The organism is Novosphingopyxis sp. YJ-S2-01, from assembly GCF_016093175.1.
GTDB classification, from domain to species: Bacteria; Pseudomonadota; Alphaproteobacteria; order Sphingomonadales; family Sphingomonadaceae; genus Novosphingopyxis; species Novosphingopyxis iocasae.
Map to the genome: position 1 here is coordinate 2,886,352 of NZ_JAEDAI010000001.1, position 24,438 is coordinate 2,910,789.

The following is a 24,438-nucleotide window of genomic DNA, read 5'->3' on the forward strand; positions in this document are numbered from 1 at the left end:
CCTGTCTTGCCAGCCACGCAGAAATCCGTCAGCCCTGAGCCTGTCGCAGGGCGTTTCTCCTTAGCCGAGAAACGTGCTTCGACAAGCTCAGCACTACGGTTGCCGATCAAAAATCAGCCGATCTCAATGCCCCGGCGCGCCCGTCACCTCTTCGCTGAGTTCGGCAGGCGTCTCGCGGCCATGGTCCTTGCCGGCGTTGCGCACGCCGCGGGCCAGCGCGAACACCACGCCCGACAGCGCCAGCAGCGCGATCATGTTCGGGATCACCATCGCCGCATTGGAAATATCACCCAGCCGCCAGATGAAATCGAGCGGGGCGGATGCGCCGATATAGATGAAGATGCACCACAGCACGCGCCAGATCATGTGCAGGCGGCGCTCGCCCCGCTCGTTGGAGCCAGGCAGCTGATCGTAGAGATAGGTGATCGCGCGCTCACCATAATAGCTCCATGTCAGGAGCGTGGTGAACACGAACAGGATCAGCGCAACCGATGCGATCAGCGTGCCGATCGGGATACCTGCGACGTCCAGCGGGAATGCCGCGGCGAAAGCGCCGGATGTCATCCCGAAACCTTCCAGATTGGAGGCTTGCCAGGCGTGCCTCACCGGCTCGCTCAGGCCGGTGACCGGATCGGTCGCCATGAACGGCCCCTCCACGGTCAGGATCACCAACGCCGTCATGGTGCAGATGACGATGGTATCGATGAACGTGCCCAGCATGGCGAAATTGCCCTGCGCTGCCGGATCGTTGGTCTGCGCCACGGCATGCGCGATCGGGGTGGAGCCTTGTCCTGCTTCGTTGGAAAACAGGCCACGGGCTACACCGGCACGTATCGCCAGCATCAACCCAGCGCCCACGAAACCGCCGCTTGCGGACTGCGCATTGAACGCGCCGCTGAAAATGCGGCCAAATGTTTCCGGAATGTCTGCGATGTTGAGCAGGATCGCGATGATCGCCATGATGATGTAAGCGCTCGCCATGAACGGCACGACCTTTTCGGCCACCGCGCCGATCGATTTGATGCCGCCGATGATGACCACGAAAACGGCGATCGCGGTGATGATACCGCCGATCCAGTCTTCCAGACCGGTCAGCTCGTTGATGGAATCCGCCACCGAATTGGCCTGGATGCCGTTGCCGGTCACCAGCGCGGAAAACAACGTGCCGATGCAGAACAGGATCGCGAGCCACTTCCATTTGGGGCCAAGGCCGTAGGTGATGTAGCTCATCGGTCCGCCGCGATATTCGCCGTCGGGCGTGCGTTCGCGAAAGCGCACCGCCAGCGCGCCTTCGGCAAAACCCAGCGCCATGCCGATCAACGCGGTGATCCACATCCAGAAGATCGCGCCGGGCCCGCCCAGCGCGATGGCCGTGGCGACACCGGCCAGATTGCCGGTGCCCACCTGGCCCGAGAGCGCGGTGGAAAGCGCCGCGAACGGGCTGATTTCACCAGCAGCGCCCTTGTCCGATTTCACGAAAAGCTTGCGGAAGGCGGGGATGAGGTTGCGGATCGGATAGCCGCGCAGACCGATCATGATCCACAGGCCGCCGCCCAGCAGGATGATCACCATCGGCGGGAAGGGAATTACCTCCGTGCCGTTCCAGGTGCCGCCCCAAATGAAGTCCGATACGTTGATGACCGGATCGGTCCAACGCTCGAACGCCGCGGCCATGCCGCCTCCGCTTGCCATGATATGCTTTCCCTCGGCGGCTATTGCCGCTCCCTTGCCCTCGTTCAGCCAGCAGGCTTAGCAAAGGAAGGCGCGATGGCAAGCCGCGGGGGCCCATTGCCAAGTCCTGGCGAATGGGCGCCGCAGAGTCGATCGGCCCTGAAAAAGAAAGGGCGAGCCGTCATCGGCCCGCCCTGAGATGATTATCTTTGACGCTAAGTTTAGGCGTCTGCGCCCTCCAGCACGGCGCTTGCGATCGCTGCACAGAAGTTGTCGAGATCATCCGGATTTCGGCTGGTGATAAGATTATCATCCACGACCACGCTTTCATCGACCACTTCCGCTCCGGCATTGGAGAGGTCCGTACGGATCGACTTGTAGCTGGTGGCCTTGCGCCCGTTGATGATCTCCGCTTCGATCAGCAGCCACGGTGCGTGGCAGATAGCCGCCACCGTTTTGCCCGAGCTATCGAATTCGCGGATCAGGTCGAGCACCGAGTCTTCGACGCGAAGAAGATCAGGGTTGATCTGCCCGCCCGGAAGCACCAGCGCGTCATAATCGTCGACTGAAACGTCGGCGACCAGCTTGTCGACTTCTACGCTATCGCCCCAGTCGTCCTCATCCCAGGCCTTGATCTCGCCCTCTGCAAGCGAAGCGATATGGACCGTCGCGCCTGCACCGGAGAGCTGATCGCGCGGCTCCAGAAGCTCGGATTGCTCGAACCCGTCGGTTGCAATGATGAGGATGTTGAGACCCGTAAGATCCTGTTCGATAGCCATGGGAGAAACTCCTTCCTTTGAAGCTGTTCGGAAGGATCAACAACGCTGGCGCGCCGGAGTTCCGCGAGGCTGCATGCTTATAGAGGTCACAACCGCACGCCATCTGCCGACAAGAAAAAAGGGCGCCCCTCACGGAGCACCCCTGTTTAATCGAGCCGGGACCTGGAGCGAGTCAGTTCGCTTTTCCGGCATCCACCTTTTCAACCCATTCGGGGAAAAAGCTTGGTGCGCGCTTGGACCAGCCGGTCGCCGTCGCTGCGGCTTCGGTGATCGACTGCAGCAATTTCTTGCGCTGTTCAGGCTGCAGCTGCGGGAGGGTCGCCGCGGCGCAGAAGGCACCGGGCAGCCAAGGCCGCGCGTCGGCACCGAGCAAGCGCTCATAGAGGAAACGATAGGAGGCGAAGCTTTCGATCCGCCCCTGCCCAAGATCGAACGCCGAGACCGTGATGAGCGGTGACATGAACGGCTCCGCCGCATCGATGTCGCTCGACGTAGGAATGAGGCCGCGCAGCGCTTCGAGCCGTTCATACAGGCGATATTGGGCGCGGATGCTGGCGACTTCGCCGACATCACGGCTCCAGCGCTTAACGGCGTCTTCACGCTCAAACGCCACGTCGAGCGAGCGCCGGATGTAGCGCTGCGTCGCGGCGGTGAAGCCTGCAAATTCCTTCATTTCTGCCAGGGTAACCATTCCCGGCGCTTCGCTGGTCTGATCGGTCATAATGTCAGGCTCCCAACCCGTGTTCGACAGAGGATCGTCATATCATGGACATGGTGAATGTTATCTTAAAGCGCAAATTGACGCATTGCAGTAAGGTTATTGCGCCGATGGCCTGGAATTGAAATTTCGCTGTGACATTCCCGCACGAAACGATGCGATGACGTAACGGTGCGCCGATGCAGACAAGCCGCCGCCAAGCCGCTAATCCCGCCGCCATGGCCCTCGCCCCGATGCCCCGCAGAACGATTTCCCTGCGCCTGGCGTTCCTGTCCATCGTCGGCTTCTGGGCGGTTTATGCCGTGGTCAACACCGCGCGTGCCGCCGTCATGGGCTTTCCGGCTCAGGACGAGCTGATCTGGCGTCGCATCGCCGTCACCCTCGTCGGCATCGGCCTGACATTCTGCTTCTGCCTGCTGCTGCGCCTGTTCGACGACCGGCCGTTCGGCCAGCGCATTACCGCAGCCTTCATCGGCGCCGCACCGACCGCGATCTTGATGAGCCTGTTCAATTACTGGCTGTTCAATGTCTACGATCCGGAGCGGATCTTTGCCGGCGCGCCCGATATCGGCATCCAGCAACCCCTCAGCATGGTCCAGACGCTCGCGGAGTTGGCGCTCAACCGCTATTTCTTCCTTGCCGCCTGGGGGATGTTGTTTCTGGCGCTGAGCTACGCCCGCGAGGTGCGCGCGGCGGAGCGACAGGCAGCGCGGCTCAGCCAGGCCGCGCACGAGGCCGAGCTGCGCGCGCTGCGTTATCAGGTGAACCCGCACTTCCTGTTCAACACGCTCAATTCACTGAGTTCCCTGGTGATGCGCGGCGATGCCGACCGCGCCGAAGCAATGATCATGAACCTTGCCACCTTCTACCGCACCAGCCTTACCAGCGATCCGCTGGCCGATGTCACACTGGCCGAAGAAGTGGAGGCGCAGTCGCTCTACCTCGCGATCGAGTCGGTGCGCTATCCCGAGCGCCTGCGCAGCCGGATCGAGGTGAGCGAGGCGGCTGCACGGGCCAAGGTTCCCGCACTGATTCTCCAGCCGCTTGTCGAAAACGCGATCAAGCACGGCGTGTCGCGGGCGCGCATGCCCGTCACGATCACGATCCGCGCACGGGTGGACGAAGCGACGCTGTTCATCAGCGTGACGGATGACGGCGCCGGAGGCTCCACGATGCGCGGCGAGCCGGGCGGCATCGGCCTCGTCAATGTTCGCGATCGACTGGAAGCGCGCTATGGAAGCCGCGCACGCTTCTCCGCTTCGCCGGATGCGGAAGGCGGGTTCGTCAACCGACTGGAGATACCGCTGGATGTCCGCTGATACGTTGAACACGCTGATCGTTGACGACGAGCCGCTTGCCGTGGAGCGGCTGGAACGATTGGTGGCAGGCATCGACAGGCTGGAACTTGCCGCCACCGCCAGCGATGGCGACGCAGCGCTTAAAGCCGTGCGCGCGGGCGGCATCGATCTGCTGCTCCTGGACATCGCGATGCCGGGCCGCGACGGGATCGCCGTGGCGCGCGCGCTTAGCGGTATGCGGTCCCCGCCCGCGATCATTTTCTGCACCGCATTCGATGGATTTGCGGTCGAGGCGTTCGAGCTGGGCGTGGCGGACTATGTGCTGAAGCCGGTGGCGCAGGACCGCCTTGAAAAGGCCGTCGCACGCGTTCTGGCAGCCCGAAGCGAAAAGAGGGCGGAACCGGTGGGCGCACAGGAATTCTGGGTGCCGCACCGATCCGAACTGATCCGCGTGGCCGCTGAAGACATCGACCGGATCGAGGCAGAGCGCGACTATATGCGGCTGCATCTGGGCGACCGCAGCTATCTACTGCACGAGACCATCGGCGCACTGGAAGAGCGGCTGGACGAAGCAAAATTCCTGCGCATTCACCGCAGCCACATCGTGCGGCGGGATTTTGTTACCGGCCTGCGCCATGAGGGCGGCGGCGTCTGGCATGCACAGCTTGCGGACGGCGAATCCCTGCGGATAGGCCGGAAATATCTGAACCAGGCGAAGGAAATAGCTGGGCGATGAGTGCCCAGCTCTCCGTTCAGATCAGCCCCGCCAACGGGCTCGACGGATCGGCATAGCGGCGCTGCGCCATGCGACCCGACAGATAGCTGTGCCGCCCGGCCTGGACCGCCAGCTTCATCGCCTCGGCCATGCGGATCGGGTCCTTCGCCTCGGCGATGGCGGTGTTCATCAGAACGCCGTCGCAGCCAAGTTCCATCGCGATTGCCGCGTCCGATGCCGTGCCGACGCCCGCATCGACCAGGACCGGCACATTCGCGCCCTCGACAATCAAGCGAATGGTCACGCGGTTCTGGATACCGAGGCCGGAGCCGATCGGCGCGCCCAGCGGCATGATCGCGACGGCGCCAGCCTCCTCCAGCTGCTTCGCTGCGATCGGATCATCGACGCAATAGACCATCGGCTTGAAGCCTTCGGCCACCAGCGTTTCCGTGGCCTTCAACGTCTCGCGCATGTCGGGATAGAGCGTCTTCGCCTCCCCCAGTACTTCCAGCTTCACGAGATCCCAGCCGCCCGCCTCGCGCGCCAGGCGCAGCGTGCGAACAGCTTCATCGGCGGTGAAGCAGCCCGCCGTGTTGGGCAGAAAGGTGTAGTCCTTCGGGCTGATATGATCGGTCAGCATAGGCTGAGTGGGGTCCGACACGTTCACGCGCCGCACCGCCACGGTGATGATTTCGGCGCCGCTCGCCTTCAACGCGGCGGCGTTCTGTTCGAAATCCTTATATTTCCCCGTGCCGACGATGAGACGCGAGGTGAAAGTCTGGCCGGCAACGGTCCAGATATCGGTAGGAGAATCGGTCATGCACCGGACTTAGGAGCGCGCGGGCGGTGAATAAACCCTCCCCGTGAACGACCGCTACGAAGTGTCCCGACGAACGCATCAACCGTCGGCATCACGTGGCGGCGCGCCCGATCAGCCTCCGCCGACGAAGTGGACAATCTCGAACACATCGCCCTCTTCCACCATCACTTGGTCCAGCGAGCCGCGCGGCACGATCGCGCGGTTGCGTTCCACCGCCAGCTTTTCCGGATGAAGCCCGAGCGCGCGCACCATGTCGGCGACGGTGCCGCTTTCCACGCGTTTCGCATCGCCGTTGATCGTGACGTTCAGCATAGCCCTGCTGTAGCGCGCGGGAGGCCAGGAAGTCGAGGGGCGCTCGACTTCGCCCGCACACGGAGTTTAAAGGGGGGGCAAGAGCACTCACGGCAAAAAAAGGGGGCAGACATGGCCGACCGGCAGACCATCTTCGTCCTCAACGGACCCAATCTCAACCTGCTCGGCATGCGTGAGCCCGATGTCTACGGTGCCGAAACGTTGGATGATATCGCGGGGCGACTGGAAGACCGCGCGGCTGACCTCGGCTTCGACATTGACCTGCGCCAATCCAACCATGAGGGTCATCTGATCGACTGGCTACACGAGGCAGCGGCGAGCCAGGCCAAGGCGGTGCTGCTGAATGCAGGCGCGTTCACACACACCTCGATCGCGCTTTACGATGCCATCCGCGCGATCGATGTGCCGGTGATCGAGGTTCATCTGTCCAACCCCCATGCGCGCGAAAGCTTTCGCCACCGCAGCTGGATTGCCCGCGCGGCCAAGGGAACCGTCAGTGGCTTCGGCGCGCTGTCCTACGAACTCGCGCTGGACGCGGCGGCCCGGCTCTGATTAAGCAGCCGCAACGTGAAATATCATAACAAGGGTTTGAAAGCCTATGTCCGACGAACATGAAAAACCCAGCGAGGGACCAATGAACATCGACGTATCGATGGTGCGCGAACTGGCCGAGATGCTCGGCGATACCGGCCTCAGCGATATCGAGGTGGAAGACGGCCCGCGCCGTATCCGCGTCTCGCGCAACATTCAGGCCGCAGCGGCACCGGTTGCCGCGCCCGCTCCGGCGACAGCAGCTGCGCCGAGCGCCGCACCAGCTCAAGCCGCCGCGCCGCAAACCGACAGCGCAGATGATGATGCCAACGCCATCCGTTCGCCCATGGTCGGCACTTGCTATCTCGCCAGCGAGCCGGGCGCCAAGCCGTTCATCAGCGAGGGGCAGAAGGTGGAAGCGGGCGATACGCTGGTGATCGTGGAGGCGATGAAGGTGATGAACCCGATCAGCGCACCGAGCGCCGGGACGGTGAAGAAGATCATGGTCTCCAACGGCCAGCCGGTCGAGTTCGATCAGCCGCTGGTGATTATCGAATAGAATCTCTCGTCCCGCACTCCGTTCGCCCTGAGCCTGTCGAAGGGTGGTACTGCTTCTGTTAGGGTGCGGGGAAGGCAGGGCTTCGACAAGCTCAGCCTGAACGGAAATTTTTTGGCAGCGTAGAACCGAGAAGGGTCAACGAAACCCATGCCCATCAATAAACTGCTGATCGCGAACCGCGGCGAGATTGCGCTGCGTATTCACCGCGCCGCCCACGAGATGGGCATCAAGACCATCGCCGTGCACAGCACTGCGGACGCCGACGCCATGCATGTGCGCCTGGCGGACGAGGCAATCTGCATCGGCCCGCCGCCGGCAACCGACAGTTATCTCAACATCCCCGCGATCATCAGCGCTGCCGAAATCAGCCAGGCGGACGCCATTCACCCCGGTTACGGCTTCCTGTCCGAGAATGCGAAGTTTGCCGAGATCGTAGAGAGCCACGGCATCATCTGGGTTGGCCCCAAGCCCGAGCATATCGAGACGATGGGCGACAAGGTCGCGGCCAAGAAGACCGCGGGCGCGCTGGGTCTGCCGCTGGTTCCCGGCTCTGCCGGTGCGATCGAGGATCTGGACGAGGCCAAGGCGCTGGCCGCGGACATCGGATATCCGGTGATCATCAAGGCGGCGTCCGGCGGCGGCGGCCGCGGCATGAAGGTGGTGAACGACGAGCAGGAGCTTGAAGCCCAGATGGGCCAGGCGCGCAGCGAGGCAAAGGCCGCGTTTGGCGATGCCACGGTCTACATGGAAAAATATCTCGCCGACCCGCGCCATATCGAATTTCAGGTCTTCGGCGACGGCAAGGGCAATGCGATCCACCTTGGGGAGCGCGACTGCTCGCTGCAGCGGCGCCATCAGAAGGTGTTGGAGGAAGCCCCCTCCCCCGTCATCACTGCCGAAGAGCGTGAGCGCATGGGTGCCACCGTGGTCAAGGCGATGGCCGACATGGGCTATCGCGGTGCCGGCACGATCGAGTTTCTTTACGAAAATGGCGAGTTCTTCTTCATCGAGATGAACACGCGCCTGCAGGTCGAACATCCGGTGACCGAGATGATCACCGGCATGGACCTCGTGCGCGAACAGATCCGCATCGCGTGCGGCGAGCCACTGTCCAAGACGCAGGACGAAATTCAATTCAACGGCCACGCCATCGAATGCCGGATCAATGCCGAGGACCCGGAAAACTTCACTCCGTCGCCGGGCAAGGTGACCGCCTACCACGCCCCCGGAGGCCTGTTCGTGCGCGTCGATAGCGGTCTTTATCAGGGCTATTCGGTGCCGCCTTATTATGACAGCATGATCGCCAAGCTGATCGTCTTCGGCCACAGCCGCGAAGGCTGTCTGATGCGCCTTAACCGCGCGCTCGAGGAGTTTGTGATCGAGGGAATGAAGACCACCATCCCGCTGCATCAGAAGCTGCTGACGGACGAGGAATTCCGCGCCGGCGACTACACGATCAAATGGCTGGAGAAGTGGCTCGCCGATCAGCGCGAGGCCAAGACGAACTGAGCCCTGCGATCGGTGGCGCTTCGCAACCGAAGGGGCGTTGCAAGCATTGAACTCGTGACGGCGGCGGCCACTGGATCGCCGCCCTTCCCATTTGTCACGAGGATACCTCCCATGCGTTACAACCGTCTCGGCTCAACCGGCCTTTTCGTTTCCGAACTGTGCCTTGGCACCATGACTTTTGGTGAAGCCGACGGCATGTGGGGCAAGATCGGATCGCTTGGGCAAAATGATGCGGACGAGCTGGTCAAAACCGCGTTCGACGCGGGCGTGAACTTCATCGATACCGCCAATGTCTATCATGGCGGCAAGTCGGAGGAGATTACGGGCACCGCGATCAAGAACCTTGGCATTCCGCGCGACGAAATTGTCGTCGCCACCAAGGGCTATGGCCAGATGGGCGAAGGCCCCAATGGCCGCGGCAATTCGCGCTACCATATCATCGACGCATGCAAGGCCAGCCTTGAGCGCCTTCAACTCGACCATATCGACCTGTATCAGATCCACGGCTTCGATCCCGCGACGCCGATCGGGGAGACGATGCATGCGCTCGACACGCTCGTTCAGCATGGTCATGTGCGCTATATCGGTGTCTCCAACTGGGCTGCCTGGCAGATCAGCAAGGCGCTTGGCATCAGCTACAATCGCGGTCTCGCCCGCTTCGAATCCCTCCAGGCCTATTATACGCTCGCCGGGCGCGATCTGGAGCGCGAACATGTGCCGATGATGGAAGACGAGGGCGTCGGCCTGCTCGTCTGGAGCCCGCTTGCCGGCGGTTATCTGACCGGCAAATATTCCGGCGATCAGGACGGAGATGGCGGACGCCGCGCGGATTTCGATTTCCCGCCGGTGGACAAAAGTCGCGGCGAGAAGGTGATCGAGGCGATGCGCCCGATCGCCGAAGCGCATGATGCGTCGATGGCACAGATCGCGCTGTCCTGGCTGCTGCACCAGAAAGCGGTAACAAGCGTGATCCTGGGTGCCAAAAAGCTGTCGCAGCTGGAAGACAATCTTGGCGCACCGGACGTCGCGCTCAGTGACGAGGAACTGGCCCAGCTCAATGAGGTCAGCAAGCTACCGGCCGAATATCCCGGATGGATGTTCGAGCGTCAGGGCGAATATCGCCGTGACCTGCTGAACCCCGCACCGCGCGGCAGCAAAGACAGCTGATCCGATAGAGCAAAAGGACGCCCGTCATGCCCCGCCCGATGAAGATCGATTTTGTTTCCGACATATCCTGCCCCTGGTGCATCATCGGGCTGCGGGGGATGGAAATCGCGCTCGATCGGATCGGCGGGGCAATCGAGGCGCAGATCATCTTTCATCCGTTCGAGCTTAACCCTGACATGCCGCCGGGCGGACAGGATATTGGCGAGCATATCGCGCAGAAATATGGAGCCAGCCCTCAGCAACGGAAGGCGAACGGTGCGATGATCCGCCAGCGCGCCGCCGATGTCGGTTTCACCATGGCGGACCGTTCGGACGGCCGCATCTACAACACCTTCGATGCGCACCGCTTACTCCACTGGGCCAAGTCCGAGGGCTGTCAGCTTGAACTCAAGCATCGCCTGTTCAGCGCCTATTTCACCGATGGCGAGGCGCCTGAAGATCATGATGTCCTGATTCGCTGCGCAGCCGATGCAGGCCTCGACCCAGAGAAGGCCCGCGCCATTCTCGAAAGCGATCGTTTTGCCGCAGAAGTAAGCACCGAAGAAGAGACCTGGCGACGCGGCGGCGTCAGCTCCGTGCCCACGATCGTGATCGATGACCGCTATGTCATCAACGGCGGACAGCCGCCGGAAGCCTTCGAACGCGCGCTACGGCGCATCGCGGAGGAAGAAGTAACCGCTTGATAACATCGACATAATGGAGACTGCAGCATCGCCCCAAGCTGATGGAGGGTGAATAGCCGCCCCCCCTTTTCCAGAGTGGCGATGCTTTTCAGACTATGTTGGCGATTTCTACGAAACGACCACACAGGGCCCGTCAAAAAAGTTTCTTCGGCTCCACATCCGGTTCGATATCTTTCCATGCCCTAACTGCCGTCCAAGGATATATTCAGGCGCTCACGCTATTATATCCCCATGAGTTTCGGGCACACTTCCCCGCGCGAGCGTGCGCCATCGATTGCTGCGGCGATTGCGATTCACCTCGCCCTGGGATATGCGCTGATCAGCGGGCTTGGCGCCAACGTGGTGAACCAGGCAACCGAAAGTTTGAAAACCTTTACCGTCCAGACTGATCCGGTACCCCCACCGGCCCCGCCTCCCCCGCCACCGCCTGAAGTCACGCCCAAGCCGGACGCCAAGGAAGAAGGTGCTGCCGCTCCGCCGAGCCTCAAGGCCAAGGCATCGCCGATCAAGGCGCCGGAACCGATCGTGCAGGTTCCGATCCCCGAACCCGTGATCGACACTGCCAAGCTGCCCGATCTCGGCGCTGCCAGCACCACCGGCAATGCGGATATCGAGGGGACCGGGACCGGAGCAGGAGGCATCGGCAACGGAACCGGCAGCGGGAACAACGGCACCGGTGCCGGATCGGGCGGTTATCCCCCTGTCCCGGCGCGGCTGGTTAGCGGTCGCATCACACCGAAGGATTATCCGCGATCGGCGGCAGACGCGAATGTCGAAGGAATCGTTGGCGCGAACGTTTATATCGGCGCGAACGGACGGGTGACGCGCTGCGTCGTCAAGATTTCGAGCGGAAACCAGGCGCTGGACGATACCACCTGCCGCTTGATCACGCAGCGCTTTCGCTATGAACCGGCGCGCGGCACGGACGGGCGTCCCGTCGCGGATATTGCCGGATGGGAACAGCGCTGGTGGCTGGGGCGCGACCGGGATCGGTGAGCGCGTTCCTCCGCTTGCCCCGTCCACCGCCTCCCCATATATCCGCACGCAACAATCTTACAGGCGAGGACAATCCGTGACCGTAGCGACCCCCGATTTCGATTTCGGCCTGACCGAAATGGCGAACCAGATCCGCGAAACCGTCCGCCGCTTCGCCGACGAACAGATCGAACCGATCGCCGCCAAGGTGGACCGCGAGGACTGGTTCCCGAAGGAAGAACTCTGGCAGCAGATGGGCGAGCTCGGCCTGCACGGTATTACTGTGAGCGAAGACGACGGCGGCCTGGGGCTCGGCTATCTGGAACATGTCATCGCGGTGGAGGAAATCAGCCGCGCCAGTGCCTCGATCGGCCTCAGCTACGGCGCGCATTCCAACCTGTGCATCAACCAGATCGCGCGCTGGGCGAATGCGGAGCAGAAGGCGAAATATCTGCCCGGCCTGATCAGCGGCGAACATGTCGGCAGCCTCGCCATGAGCGAAAGCAATGCGGGCTCCGACGTCGTCTCGATGAAGTTGCGCGCGGACGGCGTGCAGGGCGGCTATCTGCTGAACGGCACGAAGTTCTGGATCACCAACGCACCCTATGCGGATGTGCTGGTGGTCTATGCCAAGACCGATCCGGACAAGGGCTCGCGCGGCATCACCGCCTTTCTGATCGAAAAGGACATGCCCGGCTTCTCGATCGGCCAGAAGATCGAAAAGGTCGGCATGCGCGGCTCGCCCACCGCCGAGCTGGTGTTCGACGACTGCCATGTTCCGGAAGAGAATGTGATGGGCCCCGTCGGCGGCGGCGTGGGCGTGCTGATGAGCGGGCTGGATTATGAGCGCGTCGTGCTCTCCGGCTTGCAGCTCGGCGTGATGCAGGCCTGCCTCGACACCGTAATCCCCTATGTTCGCGAGCGCGAGCAGTTCGGCAAACCGATCGGCAGCTTCCAGTTGATGCAGGCGAAAATCGCGGACATGTACGTCGCGCTGCAATCCGCCCGGGCCTACACCTATGCCGTCGCGCGGGCGTGCGATAACGACAAGACCACGCGCTTCGACGCTGCCGGCGCGATCCTGCTTGCCAGCGAAAACGCGTTCAAGGTCGCGGCGGAAAGCGTTCAGGCGCTGGGCGGTGCGGGTTACACCACCGATTGGCCGGTCGAGCGATATATGCGCGATGCCAAACTGCTCGATATCGGCGCGGGCACCAATGAAATCCGCCGCATGCTGATCGGGCGAGAGCTGGTGGGCGCTGGCTGAGCGCTCACTTCCCCCCGAACAGGAACAGCACCGCGCCCACCATGCAGAGCGCCGCGCCCGCGTGGCGCCAATGGAGCGGCTCGCCCAGATAGAGCACCATGAAGCCGCCGAAGACGGTGAGCGCGATAACCTCCTGCACGATCTTCAGCTGCGCGGGCGTCCACCCGCTCGCGAAGCCGATGCGGTTGGCGGGCACGGCGAAACAATATTCGACCAATGCGATGCTCCAGCTGATCAGGATCACTGCCAGGATCGGTTTGTTCATTCCGCCTTTCAGGTGCCAGTACCAGGCGACGGTCATGAACAGGTTGGATATGATCAGGAGCGCGATGGTGGGCATGGCGGCATGACTCCGGGGACGGGGCGGAAAACCTCGTTTTAGCTGATTGCACGGCGATGCCTATCGCCCAAGCTCGCCCCCTCACCTTACGTAAACGTAAAATCACCTCTGGACAGCGCGTTCCAGGATGCGCAGACCCGGTGCAAACGAACGAGGAACCTGAACCATGACCATCGATTTTTCCGGAAAGACCGCCATCGTTACCGGTGCGGGCGGCGGCCTGGGGCGTGAATATGCGCTCGAGCTCGGCCGGCGGGGCGCTAATGTCGTTGTAAACGATCTCGGCGGATCGCGTGATGGCACCGGCACCTCTGACGCTGCAGAAAAGGTGGTCGCGGAGATCGTCGAGGCGGGCGGCAGCGCCATGGCCAATGGCGGCTCGGTCACTGAATATGACCAGATGGTTCAGATGGTCGAAGCGGCCAAGGAGAAATGGGGCCGCGTCGACATCGTGATCAACAATGCCGGCATCCTGCGCGACAAGAGCTTCGCCAAGATGGAGCCCGAGGATTTCGATCTCGTGGTGAAGGTCCACCTCATCGGCTCCGCCAACGTCACCAAGGCGGTGTGGGAGACGATGCGCGAGCAAGGCTATGGCCGCATCCTGATGACGGCGAGCTCGACCGGGCTGTTCGGCAATTTCGGACAGGCCAATTACGGCGCCGCCAAGCTGGGCCTCGCAGGGCTGACCAAGACGCTCTACCTCGAAGGCGCGAAATACGACATCAAGGTGAACACGCTGGCGCCGGTCGCGGGCACGCGCATGACCGAGGATATCTTCCCCGAGCAGGCATTCGAGGCGTTCGATCCCGTGAATGTGGTGCCCGCCGCGCTCTTCCTCGTCAGCGACGACGCACCCACCAACATGATCATCGGCGCGGGCGCGGGCGTCTATCAGGCGAGCTATGTCACGCTGACGCCCGGCGTCGCACTGCCGCCAGAAAAACGCACCGTAGAGGGCGTGGCCGAAGCATTCGACAAGATCATCGACCGCAAAGGCGAGACGGTACCGCAGAACGGTGCCGAGCAGTCGATGGCGATCATGAAGGCCTTGCAGGCGCTCGGCTCCTGACGATCGGTTGAAGCCGTGCTGTATTGACACAGTAATACGGCAAGCCTAGCTTCCGCCTGAACAGTGGGAGAATTGGGCTATGTATAGTGAGACCGACCTGCAATCCGCCGTGTCGGCGGGTGCGATCAGCCCGGAGGCTGCTGACGCGCTGCGCGCGCATGTCAGCATCGTCCGGCAATCACCGATGGTGGACGAAGAGCAGTTCCGGCTGATCACCGGCTTCAACGATATCTTCGTCGCCATCGCGATCGTCATCATGCTGGTGGCGGTCGGCGGCATCGGGCAGGCGATCACACCGATAATGGACGGCCCGCCGCCCTTTGCCGGACTGTTCGTAGCAGGCGCCGCGTGGGGACTCGCCGAGTTCTTCACCCGTCGCCGCCGCATGGCGCTGCCCAGCATCATTTTGCTTATCGCGTTCCTCGGCGGCCTGTTCGAAGCCCTCTTGGGTTTCGGCTTTCTAAGCAATGTTTTCGATGGCGGAGACGGCGGCTTGAATGATACTGCCGCAGCACTCTGGGTGGCAGGTAGCGCGGTGCTGACGGCCTTCGGTGCCTGGCTCCACTGGCGTCGTTTCAAGGTGCCCATCACCGTTGCAGGCGGGGCGGCTGCAGTTGCCGCGACGATCGTCGCCCTAATCGCTTCGGCCATCGGTCCGGAAAATGCGAACATTCCGGACATCATGCTGGCCATCGTGTTCGTCCTCGGCCTCGGCGTTTTCGCTTTTGCCATGTGGTGGGACATGTCGGACCGCGCGCGTGAAACGCGGCGTAGCGATGTGGCGTTCTGGCTGCACCTTCTGGCCGCGCCGATGATCGCTCATCCGCTCTTTTCGCTCACCGGCGTCACCGACGGGCAATTGGCTGGCGTGCCGGGCGCGCTCGGAGTAATCGGCGTCTACCTGGCCTTCGCGGTCGTCGCGCTCGCAGTCGATCGGCGCGCGCTTCTCGTCTCGGCACTGGCTTATGTGCTCTATGCCGTGACGCAGCTGTTTCAGGAATTCGGCGTGGTTGAACTTAACATTGCGCTGACTGCCTTCGTAATCGGCTCTGCGCTGCTGACGCTTTCAGCCTTCTGGACGCCGATCCGCAACGCAGTGGTCAACCGATTGCCCGGAACGCTGCAAGCGCGCCTACCCCTCTCGCATCTAGCGATGGCCTGAGGCGCACCGACAAGACTGGTCGGCGGCTCTCAGCCACCGACCAGCTTCATCAGTTTTCGTTCTACGGGCGCCAGGACGGGCTTCAACTCATGCCCGCGTTTCAGGATTGCGCCGCCCTCACCCACCAGCGCCCACATGCCCTGCCGATTGCGCAGGGCCGGGCGCTTCTCGATACGATATTCGGGTCGCTCGGCAGACCGGCGAAAACAACTGAAGACCGCCGCTTCCTTGCCGAGATCGATCGCATAATCCTTCCAGTTTCCGGCCGCGACCATCCGACCATATAGATCCAGAATGCGGGTCAATTCCTCACGGTCGAAACCGACCTGCGCTGCGCCTGCTGCACCGGGGAAGGGTACGATATTGCTCATCAGGCGCGGTCGCGGCGCTCCGGCTCGCCGCCATCGTCGCTTTTCTCGCCAAGCCGCGCTTCAAGCGCATCGATCTTCGCCTGCATCGCCTCCAGCTTCTGTGTCAGCGGATCGGTTATTTGCGAACAGGGCGTGCCATATGGGACAAAGTCACGCGCGTAATTTTCTGCCGCCACCAGCGTGGAGCGCGCCTTTTGCCCCACCATCGTCGCGCCTTCGGGCACATCGCCAGTCACAACGGCATTAGCGCCAACGCGCGCGCGTTTGCCCACGGTGATCGGCCCCAGGATCTGCGCACCGGAGCCGATGATGCAATCATCCTCGATCGTTGGATGCCGCTTGCCGGGTTCGCCATTGGCGGGGTTGGTCCCGCCCAGCGTTACACATTGGTAGATGGTAACATTATCGCCGATCTCCGCGGTTTCGCCGATCACCGTGAATCCGTGATCGAGGAAAAAATGACGGCCGATCTTTGCCCCCGGATGGATGTCGATGCCCGTCAGCATACGCGAAAAATGATTCACCAGCCGGGCGAGGAAATAAATCTCTCCAATGAACAACCAGTGCGCAACGCGGTGGAATCCAAGCGCCCATAGCCCCGGATAAAGCAGGATTTCCCAGCGCGAGCGTGGCGCGGGATCGCGGGCCTTGATCGAATCGAGATAGGCGATGAGGTCCCGAAACATAGGGGGGCGCTCCTTCACGGTTGAGCGGCGAAGATAGGAAAGCAGGCCCGCGATGAGAAGGGAAGATCAAGGGATGGTAGGAGGAATGCCATGCGAAACGCCGTAAACGCTGGACTAATCGGAATTTTACTATATTTATCGCAATAAATATCGACGGAGTGACTTTGTGAACAGCTATCTGCCCACCTTGAAGCAGCTGCAATATCTGGTTGCGTTGAAGGAGCATGGCCATTTCGGCCGCGCGGCCGAGAGCTGTTTCGTCACGCAGTCCACCCTCTCCGCCGGCCTGCGTGAACTAGAATCGCTGCTTGGCGTGACGCTGGTCGAGCGGACGCGCCGCGTGGTGCGCTTCACCCCGCTGGGCGATTCGATGGTCGAGAAATCTCATCGCATCCTGCGCGGGGCGGAGGAGCTGACGGAGCTCGCCCGCTCGGCCGGCAAACCGCTGACCGGCGATCTGCGGATGAGCGTGATACCCACGATCGCGCCCTTTCTTCTCCCGCGTCTCCTCCCGGATCTTCGTCGCAGCTATCCCGAACTGAAACTCTATTTGCGTGAGGAAACCAGCGCTGATGCGTGCGAGGCGCTGCACCATGGGCAGGTGGACTGCGTGCTGCTGGCCTTGCCCTTCCCCTGCGGAGACAGCGACCAGGAACTGTTGTTCGAGGACCGGCTGTTCGTCGCTTTCCCGAAAGACGATCCGCGCGAATTGCCCGCGAACGTCCCGCCGGAGTTCATCGACGAAACGCGGCTTTTGCTGCTGGTCGACGGCCACTGCCTGAAGGACCATGCGTTGGCCGCCTGCAACCGGCCGGAGCTGCGCGCTTCGGCAACGATGCTGGGCACATCGCTGCATACGCTGGTGCAGATGGTCGACAATGGGCTTGGTCTCACGCTGCTGCCTGAGATGGCATTGAAGGCAGGCCTGCTGGAAGGCACCGAGGTGCAGGGCCGTCCGCTGGAAGCGGACCGTGCCTCGCGCAGCATCGCGCTGGTCTGGCGTAAGGCGAGCCCGCGCGAAGAGGAGTTCCGCATGCTCGCCCAGGAACTGCGTTCGCTCTATGCCGAGGAGCTGGGCGCCGACGCGCGCTGAAGCGCCGCACACGCGCGGTCGCCCCCCTCCATATCGCTTGGGTTCATCGACGCTTTGCGATAGCGCTTGCCTGTCTTTCTGGCGCCCCGCAAAAGGGCGCAAACCGAATGCGGGAGTATCGAGCACCATGAAGTCCGCCATAATTTTATCAGGCCTGGCCACCATCCTTGCCGCGCCGCTGGCCGCGCAAAACGTCGCGCCGCTGCCTCCGCAAGGTCAGGCAACGCCGACTCCGACGCCGACCGCGCAGCCCGATCAGACGACGCAGCCCCCGCTGCCCGGACAGGCAGCGCCCAAGCCCTACCCCGCGACGACGACCCAGAGCGGTCAGCAAAACGCACAGCTGCCTTATGAGCAGACCGATACGACCACGCAGCCTGCCTATCAGCAGCCGGCAACCAGCTACGCAGCCCCCGCCGCGCCGCAGGCCAAGGCCGCCGATTTTGTCACGGTCGTGGACGTGATCAGCCAGTCGCCTACCAATACGCGTCTTGCGCAATTGCTGCGCCAGGGCGGGCTGGTCGATGCACTGGAAGCCACCGGCCCGTTCACGATCTTCGCGCCCAATGACGCGGCCTTCATGGCAATGGACCAGGCAACGCTCAATGATCTGCTGAAGCCCGAGAACAAGGCCGCTCTCGATCGGCTGCTGCAATATCATGTGATCAAGGGCTATCTCGCGTCGTCGGAACTGGTGAAGCAGCTCAAGAAAAATGGCGGCAAGGGCAGCCTGCCCACATTGCAGGGGCAAACGCTGGTTGCCGCGCTTTCGCCCGAGGGCAAGGTCACGCTGACCGACCCCGAAGGCCATGTCGCGACGATCACCAATTACGATCAGGGCGCTTTCAATGGCCTGATCCACACCACCGACATGGTGATGGTGCCCAAGGCACCCGAAGATGCGAACGGCAAAAAGAAGAAGCGCCGCCGCTAAACCCGATCAGGCGACCGGGCGTGTAAATCAGGCCTGGTCGCTATCCTCCGGCACGGGCTGGCCTGCAGGGCCACGCTTCGTGACATCGCGGTCCAGCGTGTCGCTTGGTCGCCTGGCGTCGCCTTCTGCCTGATGTTCGGTCGATGTGTTCGGCCGGTCCTGCGTCTTCGTAGGGCGCATGTCCTCGTCTTTTCTCTCTGTCATCGCGAAATTCCTTTCCGCGTCATCAACGGCGGCGGGGGACGGTGGTTGCGCGCCCATCCTGTTGGCACGCCGAGCCGAGGGCTTCCGGCATGAAAAAAGGGCCGGAGGATCGCTCCTCCGGCCCCGATAGTATCCGGCCAGGCCGGACGACTGGATCGGCGGACTTAGAAGTCCATGCCGCCCATGCCGCCCATTCCACCCATGCCGCCCGGCATGCCGCCGCCGCTGCTCTTGTCTTCCGGAAGCTCGGCCACCGTTGCTTCGGTGGTGATGAGCAGACCGGCGACCGAACCGGCGTCCTGCAGCGCGGTGCGCACGACCTTGGTCGGGTCGATCACGCCGGCCTCAACCAGGTTCTCATATTCGTCGCTGAATGCGTTGAAGCCGTAATCGGTGTTGTCCTGATCGAGCAGCTTGCCCGACACGACGGCACCGTCGAAACCGGCGTTCTGAGCGATCTGACGCACCGGAGCGGTCAGCGCCTTGCGCACGATGTCGATACCGCGAGTCTGATCGGCATTGTGGCCTTCCAGACCTTCCAGGGCGCGGGTGGCGTAAAGAAGCGCCGTGCCGCCACCGGGAACGATGCCCTCTTCGATAGCAGCCTTGGTGGCGTGACGCGCGTCTTCCACGCGGTCCTTCTTTTCCTTCACCTCGACCTCGGTGGCACCGCCGACCTTGATCACGGCAACACCGCCTGACAGCTTGGCGCGACGCTCTTCGAGCTTCTCGCGGTCATAGTCGGAGGTGGTGTTCTCGATCTGCGCGTTGATCGCGTCGACGCGGTCCTTGATCGCCTGCTGGTCGCCAGCGCCATCGACGATGGTCGTGTTGTCCTTGTCGATGGTGACGCGCTTGGCTTCGCCCAGCATGTTCAGCGAGACGTTCTCCAGCTTGATGCCAAGATCTTCGCTGACCATTTCGCCGTTGGTCAGGATCGCGATGTCCTGCAGCATGGCCTTGCGGCGATCGCCGAAGCCCGGAGCCTTCACGGCAGCAACCTTGAGGCCGCCGCGCAGCTTGTTGACCACGAGGGTGGCCAGCGCTTCGCCTTCGATATCCTCGGCAATGATCAGGAGCGGACGGCCCGCCTGTACCACGGCTTCCAGGATCGGGAGCATGGACTGGAGGTTCGACAGCTTCTTTTCGAAGATGAGGATGTACGGATTGTCGAGCTCGACCGTCATCTTCTCACTGTTCGTGATGAAGTAGGGCGAGAGGTAACCGCGGTCGAACTGCATGCCTTCGACGACGTCGATCTCGAACTCGAGGCCCTTGGCTTCTTCGACGGTGATCGGCGCATTGTGGCCGACCTTATCCATCGCTTCGGCCAGCTTCTCGCCGATTTCCTTATCGCCATTGGCAGAGATCGTGCCGACCTGGGCGATTTCCTTGGAGCCCGAAATGGTCTTCGAACGGCTCTTCAGGTCTTCAACCACCTTGGCGACGGCGATGTCGATGCCGCGCTTCAGGTCCATCGGATTCATGCCGGCGGAAACCGACTTCATGCCTTCGCGCACAATCGCCTGAGCGAGCACGGTGGCGGTGGTGGTGCCGTCGCCTGCCGCGTCATTGGTCTTGCTGGCGACTTCGCGCAGCATCTGCGCGCCCATGTTCTCGAACTTGTCCTTCAGTTCGATTTCCTTGGCGACGGAAACGCCGTCCTTGGTGATGCGCGGAGCGCCGAAGCTCTTGTCGAGCACGACGTTACGGCCCTTGGGGCCGAGCGTGACCTTCACCGCGTCGGCGAGGATGTCCACGCCCTTCATGATGCGCTCACGCGCGTCGCGGCCGAATTTTACGTCCTTGGATGCCATGTGATGTTATCCTTTCTGGAATTTGGAGAAGTAAGAAAAGCGCCTGTCGCTCAGCCGATGATGCCGAGGATGTCGCTTTCCTTCATGATGATCAGCTCTTCGCCGTCGACCTTCACTTCGGTACCGGACCATTTGCCGAACAGGATGCGGTCACCCGACTTCACGTCGAGCGGGGTCACGGTGCCATCATCGGCCTTCGCGCCGGTGCCGACGGCGACGACTTCGCCTTCCTGCGGCTTTTCCTGAACGCTATCGGGGATGATGATCCCGCCGGCGGTCTTCTGTTCGGCTTCGACGCGGCGTACGAGCACGCGGTCGTGGAGCGGACGAAAGTTCATATGATTGTCCCTTTCCTTCTGTATCTGGCAAAAGCGGCTTCCGCCCGGTGCCGGATCGGCACCCGAGCGGGAGAATGGGTGTCTGTTAGCACTCTCAAAGGGTGAGTGCTAACGCGGATCGCATATGGACCGCTTGCGCGACAGATCAAGGGGGTTCGGCGGTATTTTCGTGCGCGGCGGCGCAAATTTTTATGCTAGCCGCGGGCGGGCAATCCTGCCGCCCGCAGCGCGGCATGGGCCTCGCCGATCGTCGCTTCGCCGAAGTGGAAAATCGAGGCGGCAAGCACCGCGCTGGCGCGGCCCTTGGTTACGCCTTCCACCAGATGATCGAGCGAGCCGACGCCGCCGCTGGCGATCACCGGCACCGACACCGCATCGGCCATCGCCCGCGTGAGCGCAAGATCGAAGCCCTCGCGTGTGCCGTCACGGTCCATTGAAGTAATGAGCAGTTCGCCCGCGCCAAGGTCCACCAATCGCCGCGCATGGTCCAGCGCGTCGATGCCGGTCGGTTTGCGTCCGCCATGCGTGAAGATTTCCCAGCCGCTACCGTCCTCGCGCCTCCGGGCGTCGATCGATGCGACCACGCACTGGCTTCCGAAGCGCGCGGCGATGTCGCTGACCACTTCGGGGCGCGAGACTGCAGCGCTGTTCACCGCCACCTTGTCCGCACCCGCCATCAGGAGCGCGCGCGCATCGTCCGCGGTGCGGATCCCACCGCCGACGGTGACCGGCATGAAGCACACCTCCGCGGTGCGCCGCACCACATCGACGATGGTATCGCGTCCCTCGTGGCTTGCGCCAATGTCCAGGAAGCACAGTTCGTCCGCGCCTGCCGCGTCATACGCGCGCGCCTGCTCGACCGGATCGCCTGCATCGACCAGATCGACGAAGTTCACGCCTTTCACCACGCGGCCGTCCGCCACGTCGAGACAGGGGATCACGCGAACGCGAACGGTCACTTGTTCCCCTCGCCAAAAAAACCGTAGCCCTGAGCTTGTCGAAGGGCGCCTCTCATTTGCGCACAGCGCATGATCGATAGACGTCCTTCGACAAGCTCAGCACTTACGAATTCCTGGATGGCACAATCTCTCTTCACGCGCCGTTCCCGATCGCGATCGCGGTCGCCAGATCCAGCGTGCCGTCGTAGATCGCGCGGCCCGTGATGACGCCTTCTATGCCCTGATCGGCTTGCAGCGCCAGCATGCGGATGTCCGCAATGCCCTTCACTCCGCCACTGGCGATCACCGGAATATCGACCGAGCGCGCCAGATCGACCGTCGCCTCGATATTGCAGCCTTTGAGCAGACCGTCGCGCCCAACATCGGTGAACAGCAGCGCAGCGACGCCCGCATCTTCAAAACGGCGCGCGAGATCGACGACGGTAATGTCGCTCTTCTCGGCCCAGCCATCGGTGGCCACCATGCCGTCGCGCGCATCAACGGCAACGACGATGCCGCCCTCCCAGTCTCGCGCGGCGGCTTTCACGAAATCGGGGTCCTTCAGCGCCGCGGTGCCGATGACGAGCCGTGCCACACCGCGTTCGAACCAGCCATCGACCGACGCCCGGTTGCGGATGCCGCCGCCAAGCTGGACGTGACCCGGAAACGCTTCGACGATCCGCTCCACCGCCTCCGCATTGCGCGCCTCGCCGGCAAACGCACCGTCGAGATCCACGACGTGCAGATGCTGCGCGCCCGCCTCGGCAAACAGCAGCGCCTGCGCGGCGGGATCGTCGGCATATACGGTGGCGCGGTCCATATCGCCCTCGGCAAGGCGCACCACTTCGCCGCCCTTCAGATCGATGGCCGGGAAGACGATCATGACGTGATGCCTTCGCGCTGATGCGCAGAAAAACCGTTCACGGCGCCCATGTCAAAAACCTTTCCAGCATCGCGATGCCATAGCCCTGGCTCTTTTCCGGATGAAATTGCACGCCGAGCATATTGTCCCGGCCCACCGCCGCGACAACCGGGCCGCCATGATCGGTGACGGCGATCACATCCTCGGTCCGGGTCGGTTCGAACGCGTAGCTGTGCAGGAAATAGGCCTCGCCGTCCTTCACCACATCATGCCTCCGATCGGTTGAGACGGCGTTCCAGCCCATATGCGGCACGCGCACCTCGCGCACGGCGGGATCGAGTGCGGTCACCGACCCAGCGATCCAGCCGAGGCCGTGATGCTTGCCATGTTCGTGACCAGTGCCTGCCATCATCTGCATACCGACGCAGATGCCGAGGAACGGCACGCCGTCCTTTCGCACGCGGGCGTTCAGCGCTTCCACCATGCCATCGATCGCGAACAGCGCGGCGCGGCAGGCGGCAAAGGCGCCGACACCGGGCAGCACGATGCGGTCCGCGCGCGCGACCAGCTCCGGATCGGCGGTGATCGTCGCCTCCGCCCCCGCCGCCTTCAAGGCATTGTGGACGGAATAGAGATTGCCCGCGCCGAAATCGATCAGCGCTATTGTTTCAGCCACCAAAGGCCTCCAGCCCGGTGCCGAGAAAGCGCGGGTTCCATTCGATGATCTCGCTGGTTGCGACGCCATTGGTCATGAAGGGATCGCTGGACAACAGGCGTTCGGCTTCCGCGCGATCCTTCGCTCTGACGAAGATCACCCCGCCATCGCGCGGTTCCTTCGGCCCCCAAGCAAGGAAATGGCCCGCCTTGTGCCCTGCCTGCAACCATTCGAGATGCGGCTTCAGTAGATCGTCGATCTGTTCGATCGGCACGGTGTAGCTCAGCGATGCTATAAAGATATTAGCCACCCAGCTGCCCCTTGGTGCTCGGCACCGCGCCACCCTTGCGCGGATCGATCTCCACTGCCTGGCGCATGGCGCGCGCGAAGCCCTTGAAGATGCTTTCGCAGATATGGTGGTTGTTCTTGCCGTACAGCAGCTCGATGTGGAGCGTGATGCCGGCAGCATCGGCGACCGAGTGAAACCAGTGCTCGATCAGTTCGGTATCGAGCTCGCCCAGCTTTTCCTGCGTGAACCCGGCTTTCCAGGCGAGCCAGCTGCGGCCCGATATGTCGAGCGCCACGCGGCTCAACGTCTCGTCCATCGGAGAATGGCATTCGCCATAACGCTGGATGCCTGCCTTGTCGCCCAGCGCATTGAGGATCGCCTGGCCCAGCGCGATCGCACTATCTTCGGTCGTGTGATGCTGGTCGACATGCAGATCACCGTCCACCTTCAGTTCCAGATCGATCAGCGAATGGCGCGAAAACTGCTCGATCATGTGATCGAGAAAGCCGATGCCGGTAGAGACATCATATTGCCCTGTCCCGTCCAGATTCAAATGGACGCGGATCGCGGTTTCCTTGGTCGAGCGTTCGATGGTTCCGGTGCGCATGGGGGCTGTATAGGTGTCCTTTGCGCCAATGGAAGCCCGCGCACGTCTTAACCGTCTTGATTCAAG

General features: G+C 62.5%; 29 protein-coding genes. 13 read left to right on the plus strand and 16 right to left on the minus strand.

Going from position 1 to position 24,438, the window contains the following annotated elements:
• Positions 1 to 123: 123 nt before the first annotated feature.
• From I6A82_RS14140 to I6A82_RS14150, 3 genes are all read right to left on the minus strand, one after another.
• Positions 124 to 1,692, minus strand: a complete 1,569-nt coding sequence (locus I6A82_RS14140) for an alanine/glycine:cation symporter family protein (protein WP_232343464.1) — start codon at positions 1,690 to 1,692, stop codon at positions 124 to 126.
• A gap of 200 nt (positions 1,693 to 1,892) precedes the next feature.
• Complete coding sequence (locus tag I6A82_RS14145; RefSeq protein ID WP_187334412.1) at positions 1,893 to 2,450, minus strand: type 1 glutamine amidotransferase domain-containing protein; 558 nt, start codon at positions 2,448 to 2,450, stop codon at positions 1,893 to 1,895.
• Between the two features lie 172 nt (positions 2,451 to 2,622).
• Positions 2,623 to 3,171 (minus strand): hypothetical protein, encoded by a 549-nt coding sequence (locus I6A82_RS14150; protein WP_187334413.1) that lies wholly within the window; start codon positions 3,169 to 3,171, stop codon positions 2,623 to 2,625.
• Positions 3,172 to 3,401: 230 nt separating this feature from the next.
• On the opposite strand from I6A82_RS14150, the gene I6A82_RS14155 reads away from it, so the two are divergent.
• Positions 3,402 to 4,487: a sensor histidine kinase gene (locus I6A82_RS14155; protein ID WP_232343465.1), complete on the plus strand. Its 1,086-nt coding sequence runs from the start codon at positions 3,402 to 3,404 to the stop codon at positions 4,485 to 4,487.
• Positions 4,477 to 5,202 (plus strand): LytR/AlgR family response regulator transcription factor, encoded by a 726-nt coding sequence (locus tag I6A82_RS14160; RefSeq protein ID WP_198095380.1) that lies wholly within the window; start codon positions 4,477 to 4,479, stop codon positions 5,200 to 5,202. The genes I6A82_RS14155 and I6A82_RS14160 overlap by 11 nt, the downstream gene beginning before the upstream one ends.
• 16 nt (positions 5,203 to 5,218) lie before the next feature.
• Here I6A82_RS14160 and I6A82_RS14165 read toward each other — a convergent pair whose 3' ends face one another.
• Both I6A82_RS14165 and thiS read right to left on the minus strand, forming a co-directional pair.
• Positions 5,219 to 6,001 (minus strand): bifunctional sulfur carrier protein/thiazole synthase protein, encoded by a 783-nt coding sequence (locus I6A82_RS14165; RefSeq protein ID WP_198095381.1) that lies wholly within the window; start codon positions 5,999 to 6,001, stop codon positions 5,219 to 5,221.
• Between the two features lie 111 nt (positions 6,002 to 6,112).
• Positions 6,113 to 6,313 carry a sulfur carrier protein ThiS gene (thiS, locus tag I6A82_RS14170; RefSeq protein ID WP_198095382.1) on the minus strand — a complete coding sequence of 67 codons (201 nt, stop codon included), beginning with the start codon at positions 6,311 to 6,313 and terminating at the stop codon, positions 6,113 to 6,115.
• A gap of 111 nt (positions 6,314 to 6,424) precedes the next feature.
• Here thiS and aroQ point away from each other — a divergent pair, with 111 nt between their 5' ends.
• From aroQ to I6A82_RS14205, 7 genes are all read left to right on the plus strand, one after another.
• Positions 6,425 to 6,865 carry a type II 3-dehydroquinate dehydratase gene (aroQ, locus tag I6A82_RS14175; protein ID WP_198095383.1) on the plus strand — a complete coding sequence of 147 codons (441 nt, stop codon included), beginning with the start codon at positions 6,425 to 6,427 and terminating at the stop codon, positions 6,863 to 6,865.
• A gap of 46 nt (positions 6,866 to 6,911) precedes the next feature.
• Entirely contained in the window at positions 6,912 to 7,403 is a 492-nt protein-coding gene (gene accB / locus I6A82_RS14180; RefSeq protein WP_187334419.1) for an acetyl-CoA carboxylase biotin carboxyl carrier protein, read from the plus strand.
• A gap of 147 nt (positions 7,404 to 7,550) precedes the next feature.
• Positions 7,551 to 8,912: an acetyl-CoA carboxylase biotin carboxylase subunit gene (accC, locus tag I6A82_RS14185; protein WP_198095384.1), complete on the plus strand. Its 1,362-nt coding sequence runs from the start codon at positions 7,551 to 7,553 to the stop codon at positions 8,910 to 8,912.
• 111 nt (positions 8,913 to 9,023) lie between these two features.
• Positions 9,024 to 10,079, plus strand: a complete 1,056-nt coding sequence (locus tag I6A82_RS14190) for an aldo/keto reductase (protein ID WP_198095385.1) — start codon at positions 9,024 to 9,026, stop codon at positions 10,077 to 10,079.
• A 26-nt stretch (positions 10,080 to 10,105) separates the two neighbouring features.
• Entirely contained in the window at positions 10,106 to 10,762 is a 657-nt protein-coding gene (locus I6A82_RS14195; RefSeq protein WP_198095386.1) for a DsbA family oxidoreductase, read from the plus strand.
• A gap of 231 nt (positions 10,763 to 10,993) precedes the next feature.
• A complete protein-coding gene (locus I6A82_RS14200) occupies positions 10,994 to 11,758 on the plus strand; it encodes an energy transducer TonB (RefSeq protein ID WP_198095387.1) in 765 nt (254 codons plus the stop codon).
• A gap of 118 nt (positions 11,759 to 11,876) precedes the next feature.
• Positions 11,877 to 13,004: an acyl-CoA dehydrogenase family protein gene (locus tag I6A82_RS14205; protein ID WP_198095653.1), complete on the plus strand. Its 1,128-nt coding sequence runs from the start codon at positions 11,877 to 11,879 to the stop codon at positions 13,002 to 13,004.
• Between the two features lie 4 nt (positions 13,005 to 13,008).
• Here the strand turns inward: I6A82_RS14205 and I6A82_RS14210 are convergent, their stop codons facing one another.
• Positions 13,009 to 13,344, minus strand: a complete 336-nt coding sequence (locus I6A82_RS14210) for a DMT family protein (protein WP_198095388.1) — start codon at positions 13,342 to 13,344, stop codon at positions 13,009 to 13,011.
• 166 nt (positions 13,345 to 13,510) lie between these two features.
• On the opposite strand from I6A82_RS14210, the gene I6A82_RS14215 reads away from it, so the two are divergent.
• Positions 13,511 to 14,416 carry an SDR family NAD(P)-dependent oxidoreductase gene (locus I6A82_RS14215; protein ID WP_187334426.1) on the plus strand — a complete coding sequence of 302 codons (906 nt, stop codon included), beginning with the start codon at positions 13,511 to 13,513 and terminating at the stop codon, positions 14,414 to 14,416.
• Between the two features lie 79 nt (positions 14,417 to 14,495).
• A complete protein-coding gene (locus tag I6A82_RS14220; RefSeq protein ID WP_198095389.1) occupies positions 14,496 to 15,578 on the plus strand; it encodes a hypothetical protein in 1,083 nt (360 codons plus the stop codon).
• 29 nt (positions 15,579 to 15,607) lie between these two features.
• Here I6A82_RS14220 and I6A82_RS14225 read toward each other — a convergent pair whose 3' ends face one another.
• Complete coding sequence (locus I6A82_RS14225) at positions 15,608 to 15,949, minus strand: DUF2794 domain-containing protein (protein WP_187334428.1); 342 nt, start codon at positions 15,947 to 15,949, stop codon at positions 15,608 to 15,610.
• A complete protein-coding gene (gene epsC, locus I6A82_RS14230; protein ID WP_187334429.1) occupies positions 15,949 to 16,635 on the minus strand; it encodes a serine O-acetyltransferase EpsC in 687 nt (228 codons plus the stop codon). Before epsC ends, I6A82_RS14225 begins: the two co-directional genes overlap by 1 nt.
• A 166-nt stretch (positions 16,636 to 16,801) precedes the next feature.
• On the opposite strand from epsC, the gene I6A82_RS14235 reads away from it, so the two are divergent.
• Positions 16,802 to 17,728 carry a hydrogen peroxide-inducible genes activator gene (locus tag I6A82_RS14235; RefSeq protein ID WP_187334430.1) on the plus strand — a complete coding sequence of 309 codons (927 nt, stop codon included), beginning with the start codon at positions 16,802 to 16,804 and terminating at the stop codon, positions 17,726 to 17,728.
• 127 nt (positions 17,729 to 17,855) lie between these two features.
• On the plus strand, positions 17,856 to 18,662 hold the full coding sequence (locus I6A82_RS14240) for a fasciclin domain-containing protein (protein ID WP_198095390.1): 807 nt from the start codon (positions 17,856 to 17,858) through the stop codon (positions 18,660 to 18,662).
• Between the two features lie 27 nt (positions 18,663 to 18,689).
• On the opposite strand, the gene I6A82_RS14245 is transcribed toward I6A82_RS14240, so the two are convergent.
• From I6A82_RS14245 to hisB, 8 genes are all read right to left on the minus strand, one after another.
• Entirely contained in the window at positions 18,690 to 18,866 is a 177-nt protein-coding gene (locus I6A82_RS14245) for a hypothetical protein (RefSeq protein ID WP_198095391.1), read from the minus strand.
• A 164-nt stretch (positions 18,867 to 19,030) separates the two neighbouring features.
• On the minus strand, positions 19,031 to 20,683 hold the full coding sequence (gene groL / locus I6A82_RS14250; RefSeq protein ID WP_187334433.1) for a chaperonin GroEL: 1,653 nt from the start codon (positions 20,681 to 20,683) through the stop codon (positions 19,031 to 19,033).
• Positions 20,684 to 20,733: 50 nt separating this feature from the next.
• Complete coding sequence (groES, locus tag I6A82_RS14255) at positions 20,734 to 21,021, minus strand: co-chaperone GroES (protein ID WP_187334434.1); 288 nt, start codon at positions 21,019 to 21,021, stop codon at positions 20,734 to 20,736.
• 194 nt (positions 21,022 to 21,215) lie between these two features.
• Positions 21,216 to 21,980 (minus strand): imidazole glycerol phosphate synthase subunit HisF, encoded by a 765-nt coding sequence (gene hisF / locus I6A82_RS14260; RefSeq protein ID WP_198095392.1) that lies wholly within the window; start codon positions 21,978 to 21,980, stop codon positions 21,216 to 21,218.
• Between the two features lie 133 nt (positions 21,981 to 22,113).
• Positions 22,114 to 22,842 (minus strand): 1-(5-phosphoribosyl)-5-[(5-phosphoribosylamino)methylideneamino]imidazole-4-carboxamide isomerase, encoded by a 729-nt coding sequence (gene hisA, locus I6A82_RS14265; RefSeq protein ID WP_198095393.1) that lies wholly within the window; start codon positions 22,840 to 22,842, stop codon positions 22,114 to 22,116.
• A gap of 37 nt (positions 22,843 to 22,879) precedes the next feature.
• Positions 22,880 to 23,497, minus strand: a complete 618-nt coding sequence (gene hisH, locus I6A82_RS14270) for an imidazole glycerol phosphate synthase subunit HisH (RefSeq protein WP_332310978.1) — start codon at positions 23,495 to 23,497, stop codon at positions 22,880 to 22,882.
• Positions 23,490 to 23,786: a YciI family protein gene (locus tag I6A82_RS14275; protein WP_332310979.1), complete on the minus strand. Its 297-nt coding sequence runs from the start codon at positions 23,784 to 23,786 to the stop codon at positions 23,490 to 23,492. The genes hisH and I6A82_RS14275 overlap by 8 nt, the downstream gene beginning before the upstream one ends.
• Entirely contained in the window at positions 23,779 to 24,372 is a 594-nt protein-coding gene (gene hisB / locus I6A82_RS14280) for an imidazoleglycerol-phosphate dehydratase HisB (protein ID WP_198095395.1), read from the minus strand. The genes I6A82_RS14275 and hisB overlap by 8 nt, the downstream gene beginning before the upstream one ends.
• Positions 24,373 to 24,438 lie beyond the last annotated feature (66 nt).

Excerpts from the sequence above, each read along its gene's own strand:
- I6A82_RS14140 (WP_232343464.1), bottom strand. The coding sequence starts at position 1,692 with ATGGCAAGCGGAGGCGGCATGGCCGCGGCGTTCGAGCGTTGGACCGAT.
- I6A82_RS14145 (WP_187334412.1), bottom strand. The coding sequence starts at position 2,450 with ATGGCTATCGAACAGGATCTTACGGGTCTCAACATCCTCATCATTGCA.
- I6A82_RS14150 (WP_187334413.1), bottom strand. The coding sequence starts at position 3,171 with ATGACCGATCAGACCAGCGAAGCGCCGGGAATGGTTACCCTGGCAGAA.
- I6A82_RS14155 (WP_232343465.1), top strand. The coding sequence starts at position 3,402 with ATGCCCCGCAGAACGATTTCCCTGCGCCTGGCGTTCCTGTCCATCGTC.
- I6A82_RS14160 (WP_198095380.1), top strand. The coding sequence starts at position 4,477 with ATGTCCGCTGATACGTTGAACACGCTGATCGTTGACGACGAGCCGCTT.
- I6A82_RS14165 (WP_198095381.1), bottom strand. The coding sequence starts at position 6,001 with ATGACCGATTCTCCTACCGATATCTGGACCGTTGCCGGCCAGACTTTC.
- thiS (WP_198095382.1), bottom strand. The coding sequence starts at position 6,313 with ATGCTGAACGTCACGATCAACGGCGATGCGAAACGCGTGGAAAGCGGC.
- aroQ (WP_198095383.1), top strand. The coding sequence starts at position 6,425 with ATGGCCGACCGGCAGACCATCTTCGTCCTCAACGGACCCAATCTCAAC.
- accB (WP_187334419.1), top strand. The coding sequence starts at position 6,912 with ATGTCCGACGAACATGAAAAACCCAGCGAGGGACCAATGAACATCGAC.
- accC (WP_198095384.1), top strand. The coding sequence starts at position 7,551 with ATGCCCATCAATAAACTGCTGATCGCGAACCGCGGCGAGATTGCGCTG.
- I6A82_RS14190 (WP_198095385.1), top strand. The coding sequence starts at position 9,024 with ATGCGTTACAACCGTCTCGGCTCAACCGGCCTTTTCGTTTCCGAACTG.
- I6A82_RS14195 (WP_198095386.1), top strand. The coding sequence starts at position 10,106 with ATGCCCCGCCCGATGAAGATCGATTTTGTTTCCGACATATCCTGCCCC.
- I6A82_RS14200 (WP_198095387.1), top strand. The coding sequence starts at position 10,994 with ATGAGTTTCGGGCACACTTCCCCGCGCGAGCGTGCGCCATCGATTGCT.
- I6A82_RS14205 (WP_198095653.1), top strand. The coding sequence starts at position 11,877 with ATGGCGAACCAGATCCGCGAAACCGTCCGCCGCTTCGCCGACGAACAG.
- I6A82_RS14210 (WP_198095388.1), bottom strand. The coding sequence starts at position 13,344 with ATGCCCACCATCGCGCTCCTGATCATATCCAACCTGTTCATGACCGTC.
- I6A82_RS14215 (WP_187334426.1), top strand. The coding sequence starts at position 13,511 with ATGACCATCGATTTTTCCGGAAAGACCGCCATCGTTACCGGTGCGGGC.
- I6A82_RS14220 (WP_198095389.1), top strand. The coding sequence starts at position 14,496 with ATGTATAGTGAGACCGACCTGCAATCCGCCGTGTCGGCGGGTGCGATC.
- I6A82_RS14225 (WP_187334428.1), bottom strand. The coding sequence starts at position 15,949 with ATGAGCAATATCGTACCCTTCCCCGGTGCAGCAGGCGCAGCGCAGGTC.
- epsC (WP_187334429.1), bottom strand. The coding sequence starts at position 16,635 with ATGTTTCGGGACCTCATCGCCTATCTCGATTCGATCAAGGCCCGCGAT.
- I6A82_RS14240 (WP_198095390.1), top strand. The coding sequence starts at position 17,856 with ATGAAGTCCGCCATAATTTTATCAGGCCTGGCCACCATCCTTGCCGCG.
- I6A82_RS14245 (WP_198095391.1), bottom strand. The coding sequence starts at position 18,866 with ATGACAGAGAGAAAAGACGAGGACATGCGCCCTACGAAGACGCAGGAC.
- groL (WP_187334433.1), bottom strand. The coding sequence starts at position 20,683 with ATGGCATCCAAGGACGTAAAATTCGGCCGCGACGCGCGTGAGCGCATC.
- groES (WP_187334434.1), bottom strand. The coding sequence starts at position 21,021 with ATGAACTTTCGTCCGCTCCACGACCGCGTGCTCGTACGCCGCGTCGAA.
- hisA (WP_198095393.1), bottom strand. The coding sequence starts at position 22,842 with ATGATCGTCTTCCCGGCCATCGATCTGAAGGGCGGCGAAGTGGTGCGC.
- hisB (WP_198095395.1), bottom strand. The coding sequence starts at position 24,372 with ATGCGCACCGGAACCATCGAACGCTCGACCAAGGAAACCGCGATCCGC.